At 69.8% G+C, this 22,966-nt stretch carries 11 protein-coding genes; 2 read left to right on the top strand and 9 right to left on the bottom strand.

Features of this window, described 5'->3' with window-relative positions; all coding sequences use genetic code 11:
- Positions 1 to 54: 54 nt before the first annotated feature.
- Positions 55 to 4,203 (bottom strand): FG-GAP-like repeat-containing protein, encoded by a 4,149-nt coding sequence (locus QWJ13_RS05555; RefSeq protein ID WP_316520898.1) that lies wholly within the window; start codon positions 4,201 to 4,203, stop codon positions 55 to 57.
- A gap of 619 nt (positions 4,204 to 4,822) precedes the next feature.
- Between QWJ13_RS05555 and QWJ13_RS05550 the strand changes: the two genes are divergently transcribed.
- Entirely contained in the window at positions 4,823 to 12,592 is a 7,770-nt protein-coding gene (locus QWJ13_RS05550) for a polymorphic toxin-type HINT domain-containing protein (protein ID WP_316520897.1), read from the top strand.
- Positions 12,593 to 13,045: 453 nt separating this feature from the next.
- Here QWJ13_RS05550 and glnA read toward each other — a convergent pair whose 3' ends face one another.
- Complete coding sequence (gene glnA, locus QWJ13_RS05545) at positions 13,046 to 14,458, bottom strand: type I glutamate--ammonia ligase (protein WP_316520896.1); 1,413 nt, start codon at positions 14,456 to 14,458, stop codon at positions 13,046 to 13,048.
- A 299-nt stretch (positions 14,459 to 14,757) separates the two neighbouring features.
- Between glnA and QWJ13_RS05540 the strand changes: the two genes are divergently transcribed.
- Positions 14,758 to 15,225 carry an RDD family protein gene (locus QWJ13_RS05540; protein ID WP_316520895.1) on the top strand — a complete coding sequence of 156 codons (468 nt, stop codon included), beginning with the start codon at positions 14,758 to 14,760 and terminating at the stop codon, positions 15,223 to 15,225.
- A gap of 83 nt (positions 15,226 to 15,308) precedes the next feature.
- Here QWJ13_RS05540 and QWJ13_RS05535 read toward each other — a convergent pair whose 3' ends face one another.
- The 7 genes from QWJ13_RS05535 to QWJ13_RS05505 form a co-directional block, all read right to left on the bottom strand.
- Positions 15,309 to 15,998, bottom strand: a complete 690-nt coding sequence (locus QWJ13_RS05535) for a DUF4191 domain-containing protein (RefSeq protein ID WP_316520893.1) — start codon at positions 15,996 to 15,998, stop codon at positions 15,309 to 15,311.
- Positions 15,999 to 16,140: 142 nt separating this feature from the next.
- Positions 16,141 to 16,335, bottom strand: coding sequence for a hypothetical protein (locus QWJ13_RS05530; protein WP_316520892.1), 195 nt, complete (start codon positions 16,333 to 16,335; stop codon positions 16,141 to 16,143).
- Positions 16,336 to 16,569: 234 nt separating this feature from the next.
- A complete protein-coding gene (gene lipA, locus QWJ13_RS05525; RefSeq protein WP_316520890.1) occupies positions 16,570 to 17,523 on the bottom strand; it encodes a lipoyl synthase in 954 nt (317 codons plus the stop codon).
- Between the two features lie 155 nt (positions 17,524 to 17,678).
- Positions 17,679 to 18,449 (bottom strand): lipoyl(octanoyl) transferase LipB, encoded by a 771-nt coding sequence (lipB, locus tag QWJ13_RS05520; RefSeq protein WP_432277452.1) that lies wholly within the window; start codon positions 18,447 to 18,449, stop codon positions 17,679 to 17,681.
- Between the two features lie 133 nt (positions 18,450 to 18,582).
- Positions 18,583 to 20,493, bottom strand: a complete 1,911-nt coding sequence (locus QWJ13_RS05515; RefSeq protein ID WP_316520888.1) for a helix-turn-helix domain-containing protein — start codon at positions 20,491 to 20,493, stop codon at positions 18,583 to 18,585.
- Between the two features lie 66 nt (positions 20,494 to 20,559).
- Positions 20,560 to 21,939, bottom strand: coding sequence for an MFS transporter (locus tag QWJ13_RS05510; RefSeq protein WP_316521696.1), 1,380 nt, complete (start codon positions 21,937 to 21,939; stop codon positions 20,560 to 20,562).
- A 148-nt stretch (positions 21,940 to 22,087) separates the two neighbouring features.
- Positions 22,088 to 22,849 (bottom strand): 3-hydroxybutyrate dehydrogenase, encoded by a 762-nt coding sequence (locus tag QWJ13_RS05505; protein ID WP_316520887.1) that lies wholly within the window; start codon positions 22,847 to 22,849, stop codon positions 22,088 to 22,090.
- Between the last annotated feature and the right edge of the window lie 117 nt (positions 22,850 to 22,966).

The raw sequence follows: 22,966 nt of genomic DNA, 5'->3' as shown, positions 1-22,966 counted from the left end.
CGGCCCCGCCACTCTCCGACAGGAGAGCGACGGGGCCGTGACAGAGTCGGCCGGTCAGATCTGGTACCAGGAGCGGAAGGACGCTCCCGGCGCGGGCTGGTCGATGGCCCAGGTGGTGCCTGCGGCGTCGCTGGTGGTGACGACCATGGCTCCGTTGTCGAAGAGCAGGATGCGGGGGTCGCCGGCGAAGGTCATGTTCGGGTTGCCGAGGTAGGTTCCGCTGCTGAACCCGCTGGTCGGGCTGCCCTGTCCGAACAGGGCGATGTGCCCGTCGGCCGTGCGGGCGACGATGTTGACCGTGCCGCCGGCGCCGGCCGAGAGCACGATGCCGGTGGCACCGCCGGTGCCGCCGCCGGGGGTGATCCGGTACCAGGAGCGGAAGGCGGTTCCGGGCGCGGCCTGGTCGATGGCCCAGACGTCACCGTTGACGTCGATGGCGGCCACGATCATGCCGCCGCTGACACTGGTGGTGACGCTCGGGTCCCCGGCGAAGACGGGCGAGTTGGCGCCGAGGTAGTCGCCGGCGCTGAAGCCCGAAGTGGAGCTGCTCTGGCCGAAGTAGCCGATGTGTCCGTTCGTCGTGCGGGCGAACAGGTTGAGCGTGCCGCCTCCCGCGGGGGAGCGCACGGTCGCGGCGTGGCCCGTGAGACCGCCGCTGGCGCTGACCTTGTACCAGGTGCCGAACGGCGTTCCGGGCGAGCTCTGGTTGGTCGCCCACAGGTCGCCCGCCGTGTCGATGGCGGTGACGATCATGCTGCCGTTGGCGGTGAGGTTGACGGCGGGGTCCTGGGCGAACACCGGCGCCGAGCTGCCGATCACCACGGAGGGGCTGAACGCGGCGTCGGGGCCGGCCTGGGCGTAGTCGACGATCCGCCCGGCGCGGGTGCGGGCGAAGATGTGCACGGTGCCGCCGGCGGCCGGCGACAGGATCGGCGCCGGGTCCCCGGTGTGGACACCCGGACCGCTGAGCGCGTACCAGCTGCGGAAGCCGCCCGTCGGGGTCGTCTGGTTGGTCGCCGACAGGCTCCCGTCGGTGTTGGCCTTCACCGCGACGAGGGTGCCGTTGGCGGCGCGCGTCATGGACGTGGCCGGGCTGCGCAGGCTCTGCCCGCCGTCGAGCGCGGTGGTGACGTGCAGCAGGTTGCCCTGGCCGACCAGGCGCGGCAGCCCGAGCCCGGTGGGCGTGCCCGGGTACATCAGCAGGCAGCCGGTCGGGCAGGTGGTGGTCTGCGCGCTCCCGTCGGCGCCGTAGTGGGTCACCACGGCCGCGGGGTCGGCCGGGGCCATCGCGAGGACGTCACCGGTGGCCTGGCCCGGGGTCGGGGTGAAGAGCGGGTAGCCCTTGCCGCTGTCGGCGACGCTGCCGTGCAGGTTGCCCGGCGTCGTGATCAGCGGCTTGTGCTGGGGGTCGAAGCCGGTGGCGTACACGGCGCCGGCGGCCGGGTCGCCGGCCCGGTAGCCGTGGCCGTCGGAGTTCCGGGCGCCCAGGACCAGGCGGATGCGCCCGTACTCGGGGTCGGCGGGGTCGGTGGTGTTGCGCCGGGCGAGCAGGTCGGGGATGCCGTCGCCGTTGACGTCGCCGGGGGCGAGGACGTCGTAGTCGGCCCAACCGGCCGAGGAGACGACGGTGCCGGGCTTGAGCCTGTTGGTGCCGGTCTCGGCGGCCAGGGGGCCGGCGGCGGTGCCGCTGTAGAGGACGAGGGCGTCACCGTCCTTGGTGATCAGGTCGTTGCCGGCCATGTCGTCGATGTTGCCAGGAGCGACGATCTGGCTGGTGCCGGACCAGTCGCCTCCGCTGGGGTGGAGCAGCTCGGTGCGCTTGCCTTCGTCGGGAGCGCCCATGCCGGTGCCGGGGTAGAGGTAGAGCCGGGTGCCCTGCTTGACGAGGAAGTCCTCGTAGCCGTCCTTGGTCTGGCCCGGGGTCTGGCTGGTGAAGTCGCCCCGGTGGACGATCTGGGCGCCGGACCAGCCGGGATTGGCGATGGTCCGGGGCTGGTCGAAGGTGCCGTCGCCGCGGCCGGTGTAGAGGACGAGTTCCCCGGTGCTGGTGGCGGCCACCAGGTCGGCGTGCCCGTCACCGGTCAGGTCGCCGGGCCGGTCGCCGACGAGCGCGGGGTCGGTGGCGTCGTGGACCCAGTTGCTGGCGGCGGTCGTGATCAGCGTGGTGCTGGAGTTGGGGCCGCCGTCCGAACCGTCGTAGGGGGAGAGGTTGCCGCCCTTGTCCACGGCCTGGACGGTGAGCCGGTTGGTCGGCCAGATGGTGGGCGTGACCGTCACGGTCGCCGTACCGTCCGGGCCGGCGTCCACCCAGGTGCCGCCGCAGCCCTGATTGACCACGGGCAGCGGCTTGTTGAGGGAGTAGCAGAAGCCCTTCAGCCCGAACTGGTCGCTGGAGGCGAACTTGATCGTGCGCGGAGTGCGGGCGGGCACCTCGGGAGTGTCGAGCCGGTGGCCGTCCGCGGAGGTGACGGTCGGCTTGGTGGGGGGTGTGCCGTCCACGTTGAAGCCGCAGTCACGGCCGAAGCCCGAGACGTCGAGGCCGTCCTCGGCCTGGGCGTGCCACTTGTAGCGGCCGCCGTCACGCATCTTGGCCCAGCCGATCGGCATGATGGCCCACGTACCGTTGGGCGCGGAGGCCCGATCGACCAGGATGTACTGCCCGGTGTCGTGGTCCCACGCCTCGAACTTGGCCTTCAGTTCGCTGTCGTTGTCCGGGTCGGAGATCCGGGCGGTCATGACGAGGTCGTTGCGCCCGATGGTGGGCCAGGCCGCGGGATCGCTGATGCACGGCACATTGACGTTGCTGCTGCTACCGGGCGTCCACTGGGCTTCCCAGCCCGCGTAGTCGTGGAGGACCGGCGGCCGGTTGTAGGTGACCTCAAGCCAGGGGTTGTTCTTGAACCGCTTGTAGCTGTACTTGTTGCCCAGGTAGCTGTCCGGGGTGCGCAGCCCGAGGGTGACGCTGCCGTCGCCCCGGTCCGCGGCGCCCTGGACGACGGCGCGCAGGTTCTCGGTGCTGAAGTCCACCCCTTCCGTCCCGGGGCAGTAGCCGGGGTTGCCGTGGGCGAAGGCCTTGGCGTCCAGTTGCCAGATCCAGGGCGCCTGGTTGTTCCAGGTCGGTGTCGTGCCGCTGATGAGGCCGGTCGCCCAGAGCTCGGTGTTGCCCGCTTCGGCCGGGTTGCAGGTCCAGGAGTGGGTCTCCTCGGCGTGGAAGGTCGCCGACATGATCCTGGCCCCGGCCAGGCCGCTGGTGTTCATCTCGAAGTAGGAGCGGGTGTTGCCGCTGCCGTTGTAGCCGACGCGCGGCTCGTCCGCCGGGTTGTCGGAGTGCCAGCCGTTCCCGTCCGGGTAGGCCTCGTTGGGCGTGGCGGAGTAGACGACCGCCCAGCGGTTGCGCCAGCCGTCGGTGAACGTCGGGTCGATGACGACCGGGAAGACGGTGTCCGCGCCGTGCAGCAGATCGGCGTCCGGGGTCAGCCGCAGGGTGTCCGTGGTGATCTCGGTGGCCATGGTCTTCGGCGCGTGCTCGGCGGGACCGGGCGCGACAGGCTTCGACGGAACGGGCGCCGCCGGTGCGTTCTTGGCCATCGACGAGGGCGCGGCGGCGGGCTGTCGGGAGGCTTCGGCCGGGGCGTGGGAGTCCCACATCCGCGGGGCCTCCGCCGTGAAGACCGTGTTGCCGGTTCCGTCGGTCCCGGCTATCCGGCCGTCCTGACCGGAGGTGAGGGTGATACCCGCGGTCTTCAGTCCGTAGCTGATCCGGGCCAGACGGGGATCGTCGGCGGCCTCGCGCGTCTTGACGACCAGTTGATGGGCGAAACCGTCCGCCTCGGCGAGGACCTTCAGGTCCACGCCGGGCATCACCTCGCGGTACAGGGCCGTGCTGCCGCTCAGTTCGGGCTGCGGCAGCGGCGTCGGCCAGGTGATGGCGAGGGACTTGCCGTCCTTCTGCATCGTCGCCAGCGGAGCGCTGCCGCCGGCGGAGAACGTCATCGGGAAGACGGAGGCCTTCGGGGCGATGCTGCCGTCGCCACGCCGCTCCAGGGTGGCATCGGCCGACTGCCACTGCCCGGCGACCTTGGCGCGGACCGGCCTCGCGTGCCGGCGCAGGGTGAAGCTGCCGTCCGGGTTCGCCACGAGCTCGGTCGTCTCGTCCTGGCGGTCCGCTACCTCGACCGGAATGCCGGTCTGATGAGCCTTCAAAGACGCTTTCTGTTCAGGGGAGTTCGCCTGAGGAGCAGTGGAGGGGCCTCCGGCGTCAGCGCGGGCCGGAATCGGCCCCAACGCCGCGATTCCGACGGCGGCCGCCGCTATCAGCGCGGCCGCCGACTTCCGGGTCGTTCGCCCTATTCGATGGGCGTTGTGATGGTGCATCCCCGTCGCTTTCTGTCTGGTTCGCGGGCGCCCCCATCATGCAAGCGGGCGATGGCGTTCCGGCAGGGGGTGGGGCGTCCGGTTCCTGTTATGGGTCCGGAATCGGATACCACATCGTGATCACGGAGTGCGGAGCGTGAGTAGGGCGGAGGGACTTTGTGAGACAAAGCCGCCCTTTGTGGCGTGGTGTCGATGCGAAGAAGTATCGCTGAGTGCGTAAAGGAGTTACCGAAGAGAGATAAAGGGCCTTGGGCAAGGCGCGTGATGGCCCTTCAAAACTCTTGGTGTTGGGAGCCCTTGGTAGCGTCCCGCCGGGTGCGATCGCACCCGCACAACACAATCAAGAGGATGAAAACGGATGTATCCATCCGACATGGGCGCCTCGCCCGGCGCGCGAAGGCGTCGCTCCGAGGCAATAACACGCCCTGTGCTCCGTAAAGTCGCGCCCATGGCCGCGGCGGCTCTGATCGCCGCCGCCGTACAGATTCCGGCCATCGCGGTAGCGGCCGACCATGAGTTCAAGCTGCCGCCGGTCCAGCACGCCAAGTCCGTTCCGCTCTCCAAGGTCGAGGCGGAACGCCGTGACCCGAAGGCGGCCCAGCTCCCGACCGCGCCTCCGGCCGCGGCCTGGCCCAAGCCGGGGAAGGCCGAGGTCGCCCTGCCACCGGCGTCGGCGAAGCAGCCGTCCGCTCAGGCGAAGGCCTCCGGTCTGCCGCTGACCGTCACCTCGGTCGGGGCGAGTCCGGCATCGGGCGAGCAGCCCAAGGTCCGGGTGGGCCTGTCCGACCGTGCCGCCGCGGCCTCCGTGGGTCTCGACGGTGTCCTGGTCGACGTCGAGCCGGTGGCGGGCAGCGCCGCTCCGGACAAGGCCCGGGTCCAGCTGGACTACAAGGCCTTCCGCGAGTCGTTCGGGGCCGACTGGGGCTCCCGCCTGACCTTCGTCCAGCTGCCGGCGTGCGCGCTGACGACGCCGGATCAGCCGCAGTGCCGTACGGCCACCCCGTTGGCGGCCTCGAACGACACCAAGGCCGGCACGCTGACGGCCGACGTCGCGGTCACCCCGGCCGTCGGCCAGGCGGGCGGCGGCGCGGTGAAGGCGTCCTTCACCCAGGTTTCCGAGGTGTCGGCCGCCGGTGCGACCGTACTGGCCGCCACAGCCGGGGCGTCGGGGCCGGAGGGCGACTACAAGGCAACCTCACTGGCACCGTCCGGCAGCTGGTCGGTGGGTGGCAACACCGGTTCCTTCAGCTGGTTCTACCCGATTGCCCTGCCGCCGGTGCCCGGTGACCTGGCGCCCAAGGTCGCCCTCGGCTACTCGTCCGCGGCGATCGACGGACGTACCGCGACCACCAACAACCAGTCCTCCTGGATCGGCGACGGCTGGGAGTACAACCCCGGCTACGTCGAGCGCAGTTACACCTCGTGCGCGGGCGACAAGGGCGCGGGCAGCAATGCCCCCGACACCAGCGGCGACCTGTGCTGGAAGTCCGACAACGCCTCCATCTCGCTCAACGGCAACGCCTCGGCGCTGGTGCGTGACGATGCCACGGGTACGTGGAAGCTGTCGAACGACGACGGCTCGCGGGTGGAGAAGCTCAACGGCAACGCCACGGACACCGCGAACGGTGACACCGACAACGAGTACTGGAAGGTCACCACGACCGACGGTGCCCAGTACTTCTTCGGCAAGAACCGCCTGCCCGGATGGAGCGCCGGCAAGCCCGAGACCGGCTCGGCCCTGACCGTGCCCGTGTTCGGCAACCACCCCGGCGAGCCCGGATACGCCCCGGCGTTCAAGGACTCGGTGCGAGACCGGGCCTGGCGCTGGCAGCTGGACTACGTCGTCGACCCGCACGGCAACGCGATCGCGTACTTCTACGACCAGGAGAAGAACGCCTACACCAAGAACATCGGCGCAACCACCACGGGAACCCCCAAGGCCGACGCCGGCTACACCCGTGCCTCCACGCTGAACCACATCGAGTACGGCCATCGGGCCGGCCAGGTCTACAGCGCCTCGCCCGCGGGCAAGGTCACCTTCTCCACCGCCGACCGGTGTGTGGCGGCGGACTGCTCCTTCACCAAGGCCAATGCCGCCAACTGGTACGACACCCCGGTCGACCAGTCCTGCGACAAGGGCCAGGACTGCCGCAACGGTTCCCCGACCTTCTGGTCCAAGAAGCGGCTGACGGGCATCGGCACCCAGGCCCTTCAGGGCGACGGCAGCTACAAGGACGTCGACTCCTGGAGCCTGGACCAGGACTTCCCCGCCACCGGCGACAGCGGCGGCCGGGCCCTGTGGCTGAAGACCATCACCCGTACCGCCAAGGCCGGTTCCACCCAGCAGACGCTCCAGCCCGTGGTCTTCGGCGGGGACCTGCGCCCGAACCGGGTCGACTCGGCCGAGGGCCGTCCGCCGATGAACCGGTACCGGGTCAACCGGATCACCTCCGAGACCGGTTCCAACACCGACATCAAGTACACGGACATCGACTGCGTCGCGGGCGCCCTGCCCACCCCGGACAGCAACACCAGGCGCTGCTACCCGTCCTGGTGGACCCCCGAGGGCGCGGTCGACCCGGTCCTCGACTGGTTCCACAAGTACCTCGTGGAGAAGGTCACCGAGCACGACCTGGTGGCCGGATCCGGTTCTCCGGACAAGGTCACGACCTATGAGTACCCCGATGGCTTTGCCTGGCGCCGCGACAACTCCGAGTTCACCCCGGACAAGCAGCGCACCTGGAACGACTTCCGCGGTGCTCCCCGAGTCCTCACCCGTGTCGGTGCTTCGGACAAGAGCCTGACGGAGACCCGCTACTTCCTCGGAATGGACGGCGACACCCTCGCCAACGGCCAGCCGAGGCCGGCCAACCCCGTCCAGGGTGTCAAGGACAGCAACGAGCTCGCCGGCTACGTCCGCGAGACCATCGCCTACGACCGTGACGGTGGCAAACCGCTCACCAGCACCGTCAAGAACCCGTGGACCCGAGGAACCGCGACCCGTGCGGTGAAGGCACTGCCGAGCAAGGACGGCAAGCCCACATCGACCCCACCGGGTGAATCCGGTCGACCCGAGGCCGCGGCCCTGCCGCCGCTGGTCGCCACGATGATCCGCACCGAGAGCGTGACCACGAAGGCCTTCCAGCCGGACGGCAGCACGGCCCGCACGGTGCGTTCGAGCACGACGTTCGACGACTACGGTCAGATCAAGACCGTCTCGGACGAAGGCGACACGAATGTCACCGGTGACGAGCAGTGCACCCGCACCACCTACGTCGCCCCGGACACCGCCAACTGGCTGATCTCCTACCCGCAGTCCGTCCAGACCAGCAGCACACTCTGCTCGACGGACGCCACACCGGCCACCGTCACCAGCGAGACCCGCACGGCCTACGACGGCCGGCCGGTGGGGAAGGCTCCGGAACCGGGCAAGGGCTACGCCACTTCGGTGGAGGCCCTGGACCGCTACGACGGCAGCACCCCGCACTTCCTGACGGCCACCACCACCTCGTACGACCAGTACGGCCGGGTGACCTCCGCCAAGGACGTCAACAACGCGGAGACGACGACTTCCTACACCCCGGCGAGCGGCAGCCAGGCGACGGTCGTCCAGTCCACGAGCCCCAAGAAGTTCACGAGCACCACCACGTACGACGGCCTGCGCGCCCTCCCGGTGAAGGTCGTGGACGCCAACAACCGCACCACCTACGCCGATTACGACGCCCTCGGCCGCACCACGGCGGTGTGGAACCCGGGCCGGGACAAGAGCGCCTCGCCCAGCGCGAAGTACACCTACACCATCGAGCCGGGCAAGCAGCCCGCCGTCACCACCAAGACCCTTCTCGAAGGCGGCGGTTACCGCACCAGCATCTCGCTGTACGACGGTCTCCTGCGGCCACGTCAGGTCCAGGAGGAGGCGTACGGCGCTGATGGTGGCCGCAACATCACCGACAGCTTCTACGACAGCCACAGCCGGGTCTACCGCGCCAATGCCGCGTACCACGCCCAGGGGGCTCCGGAAGCGGCGCTGTGGATCGGCCTGGACAACCAGGTCCCGTCCCAGACGGAGACCGAGTTCGACGGGCTCGACCGGCCGACCGCGAGCATCTTCAAGTCCGAGAACGTCGAGAAGTGGCGCACCACCACCCGCTACGGCGTGAACTGGAGCGCGACCACCCCGCCCCTGGGCGGCACGCCGACGCTGACGATCACCGACGCGCACGGGCGCCCCTCCGAGGTACGGCACTACAAGAGCGGAAGCCCGGATTACGGCGCATCCGCCTCGGCGTACGAGACGCTGAAGTACTCCTACGACCCGGCCGGCAAGCTCACCCGGTTCACCGACGCCGCGGGCAACGCCTGGAGCTGGGAGTACGACCTGCTCGGCCGCCAGACCAAGGCGGTCGACCCGGACAAGGGCACCACCACCAGCACCTACAACGCCGACAGCACCCTCGCCACCGTCACCGACGGCCGGGGCAAGACGCTCGCCTACACCTACGACATCCTCCGTCGCAAGACGGCGATGTACGACGGCTCCACCACCGGCACGAAGCTGGCCGAGTGGGCCTACGACACGCTGCCCGGCAGCAATGGCCTGGCCACCGGAAGCACCCGCTTCGAGAACGGCAAGGCCTTCACCACCGCCGTCACCGGATTCGACGGCGCGGCCCGGCCCACCGGAACCACCGTCACCATCCCGGACAGTGAGGAGCTCCTGGCAGGCACCTACACCACCTCCCAGACCTACACACCCGACACCGGCCTGGTCGACACCACCACGTACCCGGCCGGCGGTGGACTGGCCGCGGAGAGCGTCCACCAGGAGTACACCCCGCTGGGCCTGCCCACCACGGTCACCGGCAGCCGCCCGTACTCCAGCGGCAACGAATACACGGAGTACGGAGAGCTCGGGCAGACCTCGGTCGGCAACACCGGTTCCAGAGTCGCCCAGACCTTCGTCTACGAGAACGCCACCCGGCGCCTGGCGCTCGCGCGGACCGACCGGGAGAACGGCACTCCGCAGAAGCTCGACGAGAAGACCTACACCTACAACCCCGTCGGCAACATCACCGGCGTCCATGATGTCCGCGACGACACCACTGTCACGGACACCCAGTGCTACACGTACGACTTCGTTCAGCGTCTGACCAACGCATGGTCGGCGACGGACAACTGCGTGGCCCAGCCGGACTCGGCCAACGGCCCGTTCGTGGGCGGAGCGGACCCGTACTGGACCAGCTACACCTACGACGCGGCCGGCAACCGCACCCAGGCGACCAACCGCACCAGCGGCGCCGCCCCCGGCCCGCTGATGGACACCACCAAGGTGACCTCGGTCGCCATCGCCGGTGACGGCCAGACCTCCTCGGTCGCGATCTCCGGCGGCCAGGTCTACCTGGCGCAGCAGCGTGCCAACGGGACCTGGCGCAACTACGAGAACCTGCACACCACGACCAAGGCCGGTGCGCTGCCCGCCGCGGTCGAGCACGTCGCGGCGGTCTGGTCCGACAACACCCTGCAGATCATGGCCATCGCCGGGGGCAAGGTCTGGCACACCCGGCGCATGGCGGACGGCACCTGGCAGCCCTGGGGTGACGTCACCGGCGCCGCCGGTCCCATCGCCAACCCCAGCCAGCTGTCCCTGTCCGCCACCGCCTCCGGGCTGGAGGTCCTCACCTTCTCCGACGGCGTGCTCAAGCACACCCTGCGCAAGCCCACCGGCGAGTGGGGAGCCTGGGGCAACGTCTACGGCGAAGCCGGCAACCTCGCCGGTGCCACCCGTGTCACCAGCGCGGCCACGAGCACCGGTCTTGAGGTCATGGTGCTCGCGGGCGGCAAGCTCTGGCACACCGTCCGCTTCCCCACAGGCAACTGGCAGAAGTGGGGCGATGTCTACAGCATGACCGGGGCGCTCAACTCGCCCACCAACCTCGCCGCCACGGCGACCGGTGCCGGCCTCGAAGTCGTCACCATCGCCGACGGAACCATCTGGCACACCGTCCGCAGGCCTGACAGCAACTGGCAGCCCTGGGGCAACGTCAGCCAGGTCGTGGGTCAGCTCAACCAGCCCGTCTCGGCCTCGGTCGTCAGCTCCGGCGGCGACCTGAAGCTCATCACGGCCGCCGGCGGAACCCTCAACTACACCAAGCGGGCCTTCACCGACGCCAGTTGGACCGCCTGGACACAGCTCACCCAGACCACGGAGAACCAGCAGAGCGACCAGACCCAGCGTTCCTCCACCTACCCCGCCCCCGGAGGCGCCCGACCGCACGCCCTGTCCCGGGTCGACATCACCGGCACCGGCGCCCGGACCGACACCTTCAGCTACGACGAGGTCGGCAACACCGTCCGCCGCGTCACCGCCGACGGCGACCAGACCCTCGAATGGGACATCGAGGGCCACCTCGCCAAGTCCACCACCGCGGGCAAGAGCACGACCTTCCTCTACGACGCCGACGGCAACCGCCTCCTGCGCCGCGAGCCCGACTCGGTGACCCTCTACCTGGGTGGCGGTCAGGAGCTCAAGCTCGACAAGGCAGCCAAGAAGGTCACCGGTACCCGCTACATCAACGCCGGTGCCATCACCATCGTCAAGTCCTCCGACGGCAGCCTCAACTACCTCATCCCCGACCGGCAGGGAACCGCCCAACTCACGATCAGCGCCGACAGCCCGGCATACACCCGAGGCGACACCACGGCCTTCGGCACCCCGCGGGGCAAGAAACCGGCCTCATGGCCCACCGAACGGGGCTTCGTCGGCGGCACCAACGACGCCACCACCGGCCTCACCCACCTCGGAGCCCGCGAGTACGACGCGGCCAACGGCCGCTTCATCTCGGTGGACCCGCTCCTCGACCTCACCGACCCGCAGCAGATCAACGGCTACGCCTACAGCAACAACAACCCCGTCAACCTCTCCGACCCGAGCGGACTCCACCCCGATGGCACCTGCGGCGGCTTCGGCCAGTGCCAGACGACCGATGGCCACATCCTGACGGAGGAGTGGCACCAGGACTCCTCCGGCGCCTGGCAGGTCGACATCAGTTCGACCAAGGACGCCGTACTCCCCGGAGGCATCGGCATCACCGGTGCACCCAACTTCAAGAAGCTCCAGAAGGACATTACGGAGACCATCAGGAAGCGAAAGGAGACATTCGGACTCAAGAACAACGAGAAGGAGGACTACCACCAGTACGTGGCGGCTGCGGTCAACGCCTGCTTCTCGGACAATGCCTGCCTTCACTCCGACACTTACGAGCAGCTCTGGAAGAAGCTCTTCAGCTGGCAGCTTGAGAACATTGAGATCGTCGGCCAAGGAAGGGGATCCTTCGCCAGTTCGCCGGTCGGAAAGGGTGTCGCGGCCAAGAACGCCGCAAATGCCGCGAAGAAGTCGGGTGGAAAACCCAGCTGCAACAGCTTCCCCCCTGACACGCTAGTGCTGATGGCCGACGGGACCACCAAGCCGATCGGGGAAATCGGGGTCGGTGACACTGTTGCGGCGGCTGATCCGCAAACCGGTCAGGCAGCAGGAAAGGAAGTCACCGACAAGATCGTCACCCCGGACGACACTCAGTTCACGGAACTGACGCTGTCGGCAGTTGGCGAGGAGGGCTCCTCAAGCGCCTCCATCCGACTGGTATCCACCGCTCAGCACCCCTACTGGGATGACACGGACCGCCAGTGGATTCTGGCCGAAGACCTTCAGCCGGGCCACCGCCTGTTCACCGCCGACCACGGGTCACTCGTTGTCGTTTCGGCCCGCACGTACACTACGCAGCCCCAGGTTGCCCACAACCTGACGGTCGCAGACCTTCACACATACTATGTGCTGGCCGGCGCCACACCGGTCCTGGTGCACAACAGTAATTGCGATGAATTTGGCAACTTTATATCCGGATCGGCCGAGGCGCAGAAGCTTGCCGGTCAGCTGCGAGCCGAGTCTGCGAGTTCCCCGTTCACTGCTGACGGGCGGCTGACGCAGGATGCGATCAACGCTTCCAGGATGGCTATGCCGGGGAGTGTTATGGGTAACAAGGAGCTTCAGGAGCGCTTCGCAGCCAGAGGTGGAGCGGAGCAGTGGGGGAAGTGGAGTACTGGCACGCACCAGAGCCCGTATGGTGACTACCAGGTGCATTTCTACAGGAACTCTGTGACGGGAGAGATCATGTATGACTATGACTATAAGGTGGTCCTGAATCGAAGGGGTTCGAAGTGAGGGTTCGGCTCACAGACCCGGAGGGACTTGACCAGCGAATTCGACAAGGGTCTGGCGATCTGCGCCCAGGCGTCGAGTACACGGTTCTGGAGATCTTCTGCCAGGCCGATGGCCCAAATTATTTCAGGATTGAGTTCCATGAAGGGGAACTTCCGCCGATCTTCGACTCTCGGCTATTCGAAATGGTGGATCCGGAGCCTCATCTATCATGGAGTTTCCGCCTGGAGTGGGACGGGTCAATAGTGATCGGCCCGGCCGCCTGGGGTGTGCCAGGATTCTGGGAGGAGTTCATGGAGCATGATGCCAGGGCAATTGAGATCTTCCGGGCAGGGCGCGATAGGATTCTAAACTCGCAGTAAGATCGTTGGATCTGCAGACATCAAGGCTGCATTTCTTCAGAAGCCCCGTTGAAGTCGACTTCAACGGGGCTTCTGGCGTTCGACGGCGAGGTTCCTACAGGTCGTAGTAGAGCTCGAACTCGTGGGGGTGGGGGCGGAGGGCGATGGGGGCGATCTCGTTGGTGCGCTTGAAGTCGATCCAGGTTTCGATGAGGTCGGGGGTGAAGACGTTGCCGGCGAGGAGGTATTCGTGGTCGGCTTCGAGGGCTTCCAGGACGGCGGGGAGGGAGGAGGGGACCTGGGGGACGTTGGCGTGGTCCTCGGGGGCCAGCTCGTAGAGGTCCTTGTCGACGGGCTCCAGCGGCTCGATCTTGTTGCGGATGCCGTCGAGGCCGGCCATCAGCATGGCGGAGAAGGCCAGGTAGGGGTTGGAGGACGGGTCCGGGGCGCGGAACTCGATGCGCTTGGCCTTGGCGTTGGAGCCGGTGATCGGGATGCGGATGGCGGCGGAGCGGTTGCGCTGGGAGTAGACCAGGTTGACCGGGGCCTCGAAGCCGGGGACGAGGCGGTGGTAGGAGTTCACCGAGGGGTTGGTGAAGGCCAGCAGCGAGGGGGCGTGCCGCAGGAGGCCGCCGATGTAGTAGCGGGCGGTGTCGGAGAGGCCGGCGTAGCCCTGTTCGTCGTAGAAGAGCGGGGAGCCCCCGGTCCACAGGGATTGGTGGACGTGCATGCCGGAGCCGTTGTCTCCGAAGATCGGCTTGGGCATGAAGGTGGCGGTCTTGCCGTTGCGCCAGGCGACGTTCTTGATGATGTATTTGAACAGCATCAGGTCGTCGGCGGCGTGCAGCAGGGTGTTGAACTTGTAGTTGATCTCGGCCTGGCCGGCCGTGCCGACCTCGTGGTGCTGGCGCTCGACCTCCAGTCCGGCCCGGCCGAGTTCCAGGGACATCTCGGCGCGCAGGTCGGCGAAGTGGTCCACCGGGGGGACGGGGAAGTAGCCGCCCTTGTACTTGACCTTGTAGCCGCGCACGTCGCCCTCGGCGGCGCCGCTGTTCCAGGCGCCGGCCTCGGAGTCGATGTGGTAGAAGGACGCGTTGGCGCTGGTCTCGAAGCGCACCGAGTCGAAGACGTAGAACTCGGCCTCGGGGCCGAAGTACGCGGTGTCGGCGATGCCGGAGGAGGCCAGGTAGGCCTCGGCCTTCTTGGCGACGTTGCGGGGGTCGCGGCTGTAGGCCTCGCCGGTGACCGGGTCCTGGATGAAGAAGTTGATGTTGAGGTGCTTCTCGGCCCGGAAGGGGTCGAGGCGGGCCGTGGCGAGGTCCGGCACCAGGGCCATGTCGGACTCGTGGATGGCTTGGAAACCGCGGATCGATGAGCCGTCGAACATCAGGATCTCGGACGGGTCGAAGGTCGCCGCGGGGACGGAGAAGTGCTGCAGGACGCCCGGCAGGTCACAGAAGCGGACGTCGATGAACTTCACGTCGTTGTCCTGGATGAACTGCTTCACTTCGGCGGCGTTGTTGAACATCCATCCTCCTCGGTGCGCGAACTCGGCTGAACTCGGTGTGCGAAATTGGGCTCACCATAGGAATGGGTCGTTTCCAGTCGGTGACCTGTTCGTTTCCTAGATGTTAACCACGGGCGCCGGGTGGGCGGCAAAGGCGCATGGGGCGGTACAAATCACCTCGCCCACCTGGGCAGCCTCCCGGAAGTGGTCTAGACCGCGTGGAAACCTCCGGAACGTCGGTTCACCCGGTCGGGGGGTGGTGCCCGGGACGCGGGGGAGGCGGTGGCGGCGCACGCCGTCAGCCCGGTTACTGTGGATTCGTGGACACCAGAGAAGCGTTGGGATCGTGGATCGACGGCCCCAGGGCCGCCGCCGAGAAGATGGGTACCGACTTCGGCTACCGCGGCGAACGCCTCGGGCTGCCCAAGGAGGGCCCCGGCTCGATCGCCGGCCCCGGTCGACGGATCGGCGCCCTGTTCGTGGACGGCTGGCTGGTCTCCCTGATCTCCTACGGGCTGCTCGCCCGCGGCGACCAGGGCGAGGCCAACCTGTGGACCAGCCCGCTGTACTTCCTGGTGGCGGCCCTGCTGCTGTCCACCACCGGCACCACGGTCGGCAAGCGGCTGTTCGGCCTCCGGGTGATCCGCCTGGACGGCGGCCGCGCGACCATCCCGCAGGTCCTGCTGCGCACCCTGCTGCTCTGCCTGGTGGTGCCGCCGCTGGTCTGGGACCGGGACACCCGGGGCCTGCACGACAAGGCGGTCGGCACGGTCGAGGTCCGGATCTAGCGCCGTCCCCCGAGAACGCCGAACGGCCCCGCCGCGGAGCTTCCGCGGCGGGGCCGTTCTGTGTCGTCAGGGGAGGGGGAGGATCAGCGGGCCTGGCCGCCCTTGGGCATCCGGGCGCCCTTCGGCATCGGACCCTTGGGGATCGGCGCCTTGGAGAGCAGGTCGCCCAGCGCGCGCAGGCGGTCGTTGGTCTCGGTGACCTGGGCCGCGGTGATGGCGCGGGGCAGGCGCATCAGGTGGATCTGGAGCTTCTTCAGCGGGATCTCGCCCTCGCCGTTGCCCACCACGATGTCGTGCACCGGCACGTCGCCGACCACACGGGCCATCTTCTTCTTCTCGGAGGCCAGCAGCTGGCGGACCCGGTTCGGGTTGCCCTCGCCGATCAGCGCGATGCCGGCCCGGCCCACGGCGCGGTAGACCGCGTCCTGGTTACGGGTGACCGCGACCGGGGTGGTGCTGGAGCTCCAGCCGCGCCGGATGTTGTCCAGCACCGCCGCGACGGCGCCCGGCTGCCCCTCCATCTGCCCGAACGCGGCGCGCTCGGCCCGGCGTCCGAAGACGATCGCCATGGCCAGCACGGCCACGATGAAGCCCAGGATGCCCAGGTAGACGGGATGCTCGATCGCGAAGCCGATGGCGAGGAACACGCCGAAGGTCAGCAGGCCGACGCCGGCGATGATCAGGCCGATCTTGGTATCGACCTTCTTGGTCATGGTGTACGCCAGGCGGATCTGCTTCAGTCGCCCGGGGTTCTCGGATGTTTCCCTCGCCATAACGCTCATGGTACGTGGCACGGGTACGGGATATCCAAGCCCGGGTACCCGTTCGCCCGAACCGTGACGCGCACGCCCACACTCCGTCGCGCACAGCGACGTTGGGGCCCGCGGTCATCGCGCAGAGCGATGCCGGCATCCGCTAGCGGATCCGCCTGCCCGCCGTCGGCGTCCCGGTCCCCGCCACCGCGTCGTCGTGCCGGCGGTCCGCCGCGTACTCGCGGTTCTCGCACACCGCCGCCCAGGCGTTGCGGCGCGCGTGCCGCTGCCCGGGAGCCGACAGGACGCTCTCGGCGAACCGCAGCGCCACCCCCACCGACCGGATCCGCATCCGCATGCCGAACAGCTCCTCTCCTGGCACCTGCGCTTGGGCGGGAAGACTTGGCCGAGAAGAATCGAACGCCCGCCGGGCGTCCAGAGTCCCCACCCCGTGTTACCAGCCCGTGACCAGGCCGTCAAAGCGGGGTGAAAGCGAAAGGGCGGAGCCGTGGCTCCGCCCTTCGCATGGCTCAGATGGCTCAAACGGGTCGGTCGATGATGGCTCGATCGATCGACCCGGCCGGGGAGACGATCAGACCGCCGCCTGCTCGCGCCGCTCCAGCGCCTGCCGGTACAGCCGGCCGGCCCGGTACGAGGAACGCACCAGCGGGCCCGACATGACGCCCGCGAAGCCCAGCTCCTCGGCCTCCTCCTGGAGCTCGACGAACTCCTGCGGCTTCACCCAGCGCTCCACCGGGTGGTGGCGCAGCGAGGGGCGCAGGTACTGGGTGATGGTGATCAGCTCGCAGCCGGCGCCGACCAGGTCGGCCAGCGCCTGGCTGACCTCCTCGCGGGTCTCGCCCATGCCGAGGATCAGGTTGGACTTGGTCACCAGCCCGGCCGCGCGGGCCTGGGTGATGACGTCCAGCGAGCGCTCGTAGCGGAACGCGGGGCGGATCCGCTTGAAGATCCGCGGCACCGTCTCGACGTTGTGCGCGAGCACCTCGGGGCGGGAGGAGAAGACCTCGGCCAGCTGCTCGGGCACCGCGTTGAAGTCGGGGATGAGCAGCTCGACACCGGTGCGGCCGGCCTCGCGGTCGGCGGTCATCGCGTGCACCTGGCGCACGGTCTCGGCGTACAGCCAGGCGCCGCCGTCCTCCAGGTCGTCGCGGGCGACGCCGGTGATGGTGGCGTAGTTGAGGTCCATGGTGACGATGGACTCGGCGACCCGGCGCGGCTCGTCGCGGTCGAACTCGGCGGGCTTGCCGGTGTCGATCTGGCAGAAGTCGCAGCGGCGGGTGCACTGGTCGCCGCCGATGAGGAAGGTCGCCTCACGGTCCTCCCAGCACTCGAAGATGTTGGGGCAGCCGGCCTCCTGGCAGACCGTGTGCAGCCCCTCCTTCTTCACCAGCGACTGGAGGGCGTTGTACTCCGGGCCCATCTTCGCGCGGGTCTTGATCCACTCGGGCTTCCGCTCGATGGGGGTCTCGCTGTTGCGGACCTCCAGGCGGAGAAGCTTCCTGCCGTCGGGCGCGACAGCGGACACGTGCGACTCCTAGAACTAGACGGGGTACCCCCAGGGTACGCCTGTGGTTGTACGGGCTTCGCCGGGCCTGCCGCCCTGCAATCGCAGGGCAACACGACTACCGGCCAGTAGATTCCCGGCGGCTCGATGTGTTCCGTGGCCGCCGAAAGGAGGGGTCAGCGGCTGGGCGCCGGCTCCGGCAGCTCGGCGAAGATCTCCGCCAGGTGCCGCTCGACCAGCGGCGCCGCCTCGGCGACGGGCAGGTCGCGCTTCAGCTCGCCGGTGAGCGAGGCCACGCCCGCGTCCCGGATGCCGCACGGCACGATCTTGTCGAACCAGGTCATGTCCGGGTCGCAGTTGAGCGCGAAGCCGTGCATGGTCACCCCGCGGGCGACCCGCACGCCGATCGCGGCGAGCTTGCGGTCGTCGCCGCGCTGACCGGCGTTGGAGGGCGCGTACTCGGGGCCGGCCAGGCGCGGGTCGATGCCCAGCGGCAGGCCCATCCGCAGGGTCAGCTTGCCGATGTCCACGACCTGCGCCGGGTCCACCACGGCGTCCGGCAGGGACTCGCCGAGCACCCAGACCCCGCTGCGGCCCTCGACCCGGGTGGTGCCGATGCCGAACTCGTCGGCGGTGCGGATCAGCGCCTCCTCCAGCCGGCGGACGTAGGCGATGACGTCGATCGGGTCGGGCAGCTTGACGATCGGGTAGCCGACCAGCTGGCCGGGGCCGTGCCAGGTGATCTCCCCGCCCCGGTTGACCTCGACCACCGGGGTGCCGTCGAGCGGCAGGTCGGCGGGGTTGGTGCGCTTGCCCATGGTGTACACGGACTGGTGCTCCAGGAGCAGGACGGTGTCGGGGATCTCGTCCGCGACCCGCAGCGCGTGCAGCCGCTGCTGTTCCTCCCAGGCCTCCTGGTAGGGCACGGTCCGCTCACCTATGCCCATGTGAACAAAACGCACGTTCTTGCTCACCGTGTCGCACTCCTTGCCAGGCGTTCGAGACCAACTTCCCCACTGTACGCCGAGCCCGGACCGAGCCCGCCAACTGCCCGGCCCGACCCGGCCCGGTGGGATCCCCTCAGCTCGCCGCGAGCAGTTGCAGGCGCAGCGCGAGCTGGAGCTCCAGCGAGCGCTCCGGGTGGTTCCAGTCCCGCCCGAGCAGGGCCTCGACCCGGTCCAGCCGCTGGACCACGGTGTTCACGTGGACGTGCAGCTCGTCCTTGGCCCGGGTCAGGCTGCCGCCGCAGTCGAAGTAGGCGCGCAGGGTGCGGACCAGCTCGGTGCCGCGCCGGGCGTCGTACGCCAGCAGCGGGCCGAGCGTCGCGCCGACGAAGCCGTCCACGTCGTGGCCGTCGCCGAGCAGTACGCCGAGGAAGCCGAGCGCGCGGGCCGAGGCGCCCTCGCCGGCGCGGCCGAGCACCCGTAGCGCCCGGACGCAGCGCAGGCCCTCGGTGTAGGAGGCGGCCAGCGCGGACGGCCCGGCGGCAGGGCGGCCGGCGCCGACGGTGACCGGGAACCCGGCGAGCCGGGCCAGCCGCTCGGCGGCCTGCCGGGCGGTCGCCTCGGGGTCGTCGGTGCCGCCGGACTCGACGGGGGTCAGCAGCACCACCGTCTCGCCGTGTTCGGCGCTGACGCCCCGGGAGCCGAACAGGTAGCGCCGGGCCGCGCCCGCCAGCCGTCCGCGGTCGTCGCCCTTCCCGTCGGCCGGCTCCGCGACCAGCACCAGGTGCGGCCTGGCGAGGTCGACGCCGAGCCGGCGGCCGCGCGCGGTGAGCCCGGCCGGGTCGCGTTCGGGTGCGGTGAGGAGGTCGGTGAGCAGCTCGCCGCGGATCCGGTTCTCGGTCTCGGCGACCGAGCGGCGCAGCAGCAGGAGCAGCGCGGTGACCACACTGGCCCGCTCGAACAGCCGCCGGTCGGCGTCGTCGAGGTCGGGGCGGCCGCGCAGCACCATGGTGCCGAGCGCGTCGTGCCCGGCCAGCACCGCGCAGACCCACTGCTCGCCGTGCCGTACGGACCGGCCCTCGGCCCGGGAGGCGGCGAACGCCTCGGCCAGTTCCGCGGCGGGGGCGGAGCGTCCGGCCAGTGGTTCGCCCTCGGCGTCCAGGACCGCTATCTCGCCGCCCAGCAGGGCCGCGACGGCGGCGGCGACGTCCGGCACCTCGGCGCCGTGCAGCACCAGGTCGGTGAGCCGGTCGTGGGCCTGCTCGGCGCGTTGGACGGCGGCGGAGTGGGCCCGGACCAGCTCGTTGGCGGCGTTCAGCTCGGCCAGCGCGGCCCGGGTGTCGGCCAGCGACTTGGCGGTGTCCAGGGCGATCGCGGCGTGCGCGGCCAGCGAGCAGAGCAGCGCGACCTCGTCGGGGGAGAAGGCGCGCGGCGTGCGGTCGGCGGCGAACAGGACGCCGATGACCTGCCCGCCGATCAGCAGCGGCACCCCGATGATCGCCACCAGGCCCTCGTCCAGCACGCCCGCGTCGATCATGCCGGTGTGGTGGAAGCGCGCGTCGTTGCGGTAGTCGGGGGTGGCGTACGGGCGGGCGGTCTGCGCGACCAGCCCGCCCAGGCCGTCGCCGAGGCTGAGCCGCAGGGTCTGGAACAGGACGGAGACCGAGCCGTCGGTGACCCGCATGTAGGTGTCGCCCGCGGCCTCGTCCGGCAGGGTCAGGTACGCGGTGTCGGTGCCGAGCAGCAGCCGGGCCCGGCGGACGATCGCCTGGAGCACGGTGTCCAGGTCCCGGGAGGCGGCGAGGTCGCCTGCGGTGTCGAACAGGGCAGTCAACTCGGCCTCGCGGCGCCGGTGTTGACGCAGGGTGCGGTGGACCCGCAGGGCCTGCCAGGTGGCGTCGTCGATCTCGGCGAGGACGGCGGCCGACGCTCCGCGGCGGCGGGCGTCGGCCAGCACGTCGGCGAAGTCCTCGGTGGCGGCGCCGGAGGCGAGCAGGTCGAGCAGCCGCCGCAGCGCGGGCGCGGCGCTTTCGTGAGGGTGGTTCATGGTGCGTGCTGCCAATCGGCGTCGGTTCCGTCGGTTCCGAGAAAGCGCGATCGTACCGGCTCGGCCTCAGGCGGCGGCAGGCTTCCCGAGCTCGCCGGCCTGCGCCTCCTGGCCCGGGTGGCCCTCCTCCTCCGCGACCTCGGCGAGGTCCCGGCCCCTGGTCTCCCGGCCGCAGAGCACCGCCAGCACGGTGATCGCCGCCGCGATGGCGACGTACACCGCGATGGGGGTGGCGCTGCCGTAGTCCTTGAGCAGCGCGGTGGCGATCAGCGGCGCCGGGGCGCCGGCCGCCACCGAGGAGAACTGGGCCCCGATCGAGGCGCCCGAGTAGCGCATCCGGGTCGCGAACAGCTCGGAGAAGAAGGCCGCCTGAGGGGCGTACATCGCGCTGTGGAAGACCAGGCCGACGGTCACGGCGGCGACCAGCGAGCCGAAGGACCGGGTGTCCACCATGCCGAAGAAGACGAAGGCCCAGGCGCCCACCCCGACCGCGCCGACCAGGTACACGGGCTTGCGCCCGACCCGGTCGGACAGCGCGCCGAACAGCGGGATCAGCGCGAACTGGATGGCGGAGGCGATCAGGACGGCGTTCAGCGCGGTCTGCTTGGAGAAGTGCGCGTGGGTGACGGCGTAGGTGAGCACAAAGGTCGTCATCACGTAATAGGAGATGTTCTCCGCCATCCGCGCGCCCATGGCCACCAGCACCTCCCGCCAGTGGTCGCGCAACACCTCCACCAGCGGCGGCCGTTCGACCTTCTTCCGGCTCCGCTGCGCGGCCAGCGCCTGCTGGAACAGCGGCGACTCGTCCACCGCGAGCCGGATCCACAGGCCGACCGCGACCAGCACCGCCGACAGCAGGAAGGGCACCCGCCAGCCCCAGGCCAGGAAGTCCGCGTCTGACTGCACCGTCGTCATCAGCGACAGCACCCCGGCCGCCAGCAGGTTCCCGGCCGGCGCCCCGCCCTGCGGCCAGGACGCCCAGAACCCGCGCCGCCGCTGGTCCCCGTGCTCCGACACCAGCAGCACGGCGCCGCCCCACTCGCCGCCGAGCGCGAAGCCCTGCACCAGCCGCAGCACCGTCAGCAGCACCGGCGCCGCGGCCCCGATCGAGTCGTACGTGGGCAGCAGCCCGATCGCCGTGGTCGATCCGCCCATCAGCAGCAGGCTCACCACCAGCAGCTTCTTGCGCCCGATCCGGTCCCCGAAGTGCCCGAACACCAGCGCCCCGAGCGGCCGGGCCGCGAATCCGATCGCGTAGGTCAGGAACGACAGCAGCGTCCCGGTCAGCGGATCGCTGTTCGGGAAGAACAGCTTCCCGAACACCAGCGCCGCCGCTGTTCCGTACAAGAAGTAGTCGTACCATTCCACGGTCGTACCGATGAGGCTCGCGGCCACCACACGTGGCAGTGAGCCTCTTGTGCTGGCCGGGGTGCCGGAGCCGTTCATGGTCACCACTTCCGGATGGGGGGACGATGTCGCCACAAGGTAGGAAGCGCCCGACCCCGGGACTATGTGATCGATTCACATAGTCCCGGGGTCGAATGTGTGTCCCTGTCCTATGGGGTCTTCGGCCGGCTCACGGAGCGCCCCCGGCTCAGTGGGCCGTCCAGCCGCCGTCGACGGGGAGGCTGGCGCCGGTGATGTAGGAAGCGGCGGGGGAGCAGAGCCAGACGGCGAGCTGGGCGACCTCGTCGGGTTCGATGAGGCGCTTCAGGGCGGTGCGGTCGAGCATGATCCGCTCGACCACCTCCTCCTCGGGGATGCCGTGGGCGAGCGCCTGGGCGGCGATCTGCTTCTCCACCAGCGGCGTGCGGACGTAGCCCGGGTTGATGCAGTTGCTGGTGACGCCGTGCGGCGCACCCTCCAGGGCGACGGTCTTGCTCAGGCCCTCCAGGGCGTGCTTCGCGGTGACGTAGGCGGACTTGAAGGCGCTGGCGCGCAGGCCGTGGACGGAGGAGAGGTTGACGATCCGGCCCCACCCCTGCTCGTACATGTGCGGCAGGGTGCGGCGCAGGATGCGGAACGGGGCCTCGACCATGACCCGCTGGATCAGCGTGAAGCGCTCGATCGGGAACTCGTGCACGGGCGCGACGTGCTGGAGGCCGGCGTTGTTGACGACGATGTCGGCGTCGTCCGGGAGGGCGTCCACGGCCTCGGGGTCGGAGAGGTCGGTGACGATCGCGCGACCGCCGATCCGCTCGGCGAGCTCCTCGGCCGGGCCGGCCGCGAGGTCGACGACGTAGACCCGGGCGCCGGCCCCGGCGAGGGCCTCGGCGCAGGCCCGGCCGATGCCCGAGGCGGCCCCGGTGACCATGGCCGTGCGGCCGGCGAGCGGGCGGGCAGTAGAGGTGTCCATGGCCGAGAACGGTAGGAATCCGGCGGCCCCGCTCCCATGTGATGGACCGCCACAGCAGTCCGCTGGGCTGTGGTGCCGTTCGCCATGCCGCCGGCCCGGGGCCCGAACGGCGGATCG

Source organism: Kitasatospora brasiliensis, from assembly GCF_032654805.1.
Taxonomy (GTDB): Bacteria; Actinomycetota; Actinomycetes; order Streptomycetales; family Streptomycetaceae; genus Kitasatospora; species Kitasatospora brasiliensis.
Note: the sequence above shows the minus strand (reverse complement) of the source record. Positions and strands in the feature narration are given on the sequence as shown.

Bases quoted from the DNA above. Each gene is read 5' to 3' on its own strand.
- QWJ13_RS05515 (WP_316520888.1), bottom strand. From the start codon at position 20,493: ATGAACCACCCTCACGAAAGCGCCGCGCCCGCGCTGCGGCGGCTGCTC.
- QWJ13_RS05535 (WP_316520893.1), bottom strand. From the start codon at position 15,998: ATGGCGAGGGAAACATCCGAGAACCCCGGGCGACTGAAGCAGATCCGC.
- glnA (WP_316520896.1), bottom strand. From the start codon at position 14,458: ATGTTCAACAACGCCGCCGAAGTGAAGCAGTTCATCCAGGACAACGAC.
- QWJ13_RS05505 (WP_316520887.1), bottom strand. From the start codon at position 22,849: ATGGACACCTCTACTGCCCGCCCGCTCGCCGGCCGCACGGCCATGGTC.
- QWJ13_RS05510 (WP_316521696.1), bottom strand. From the start codon at position 21,939: ATGAACGGCTCCGGCACCCCGGCCAGCACAAGAGGCTCACTGCCACGT.
- QWJ13_RS05550 (WP_316520897.1), top strand. From the start codon at position 4,823: ATGGCCGCGGCGGCTCTGATCGCCGCCGCCGTACAGATTCCGGCCATC.
- lipB (WP_432277452.1), bottom strand. From the start codon at position 18,449: ATGGGCATAGGTGAGCGGACCGTGCCCTACCAGGAGGCCTGGGAGGAA.
- QWJ13_RS05530 (WP_316520892.1), bottom strand. From the start codon at position 16,335: ATGCGGATGCGGATCCGGTCGGTGGGGGTGGCGCTGCGGTTCGCCGAG.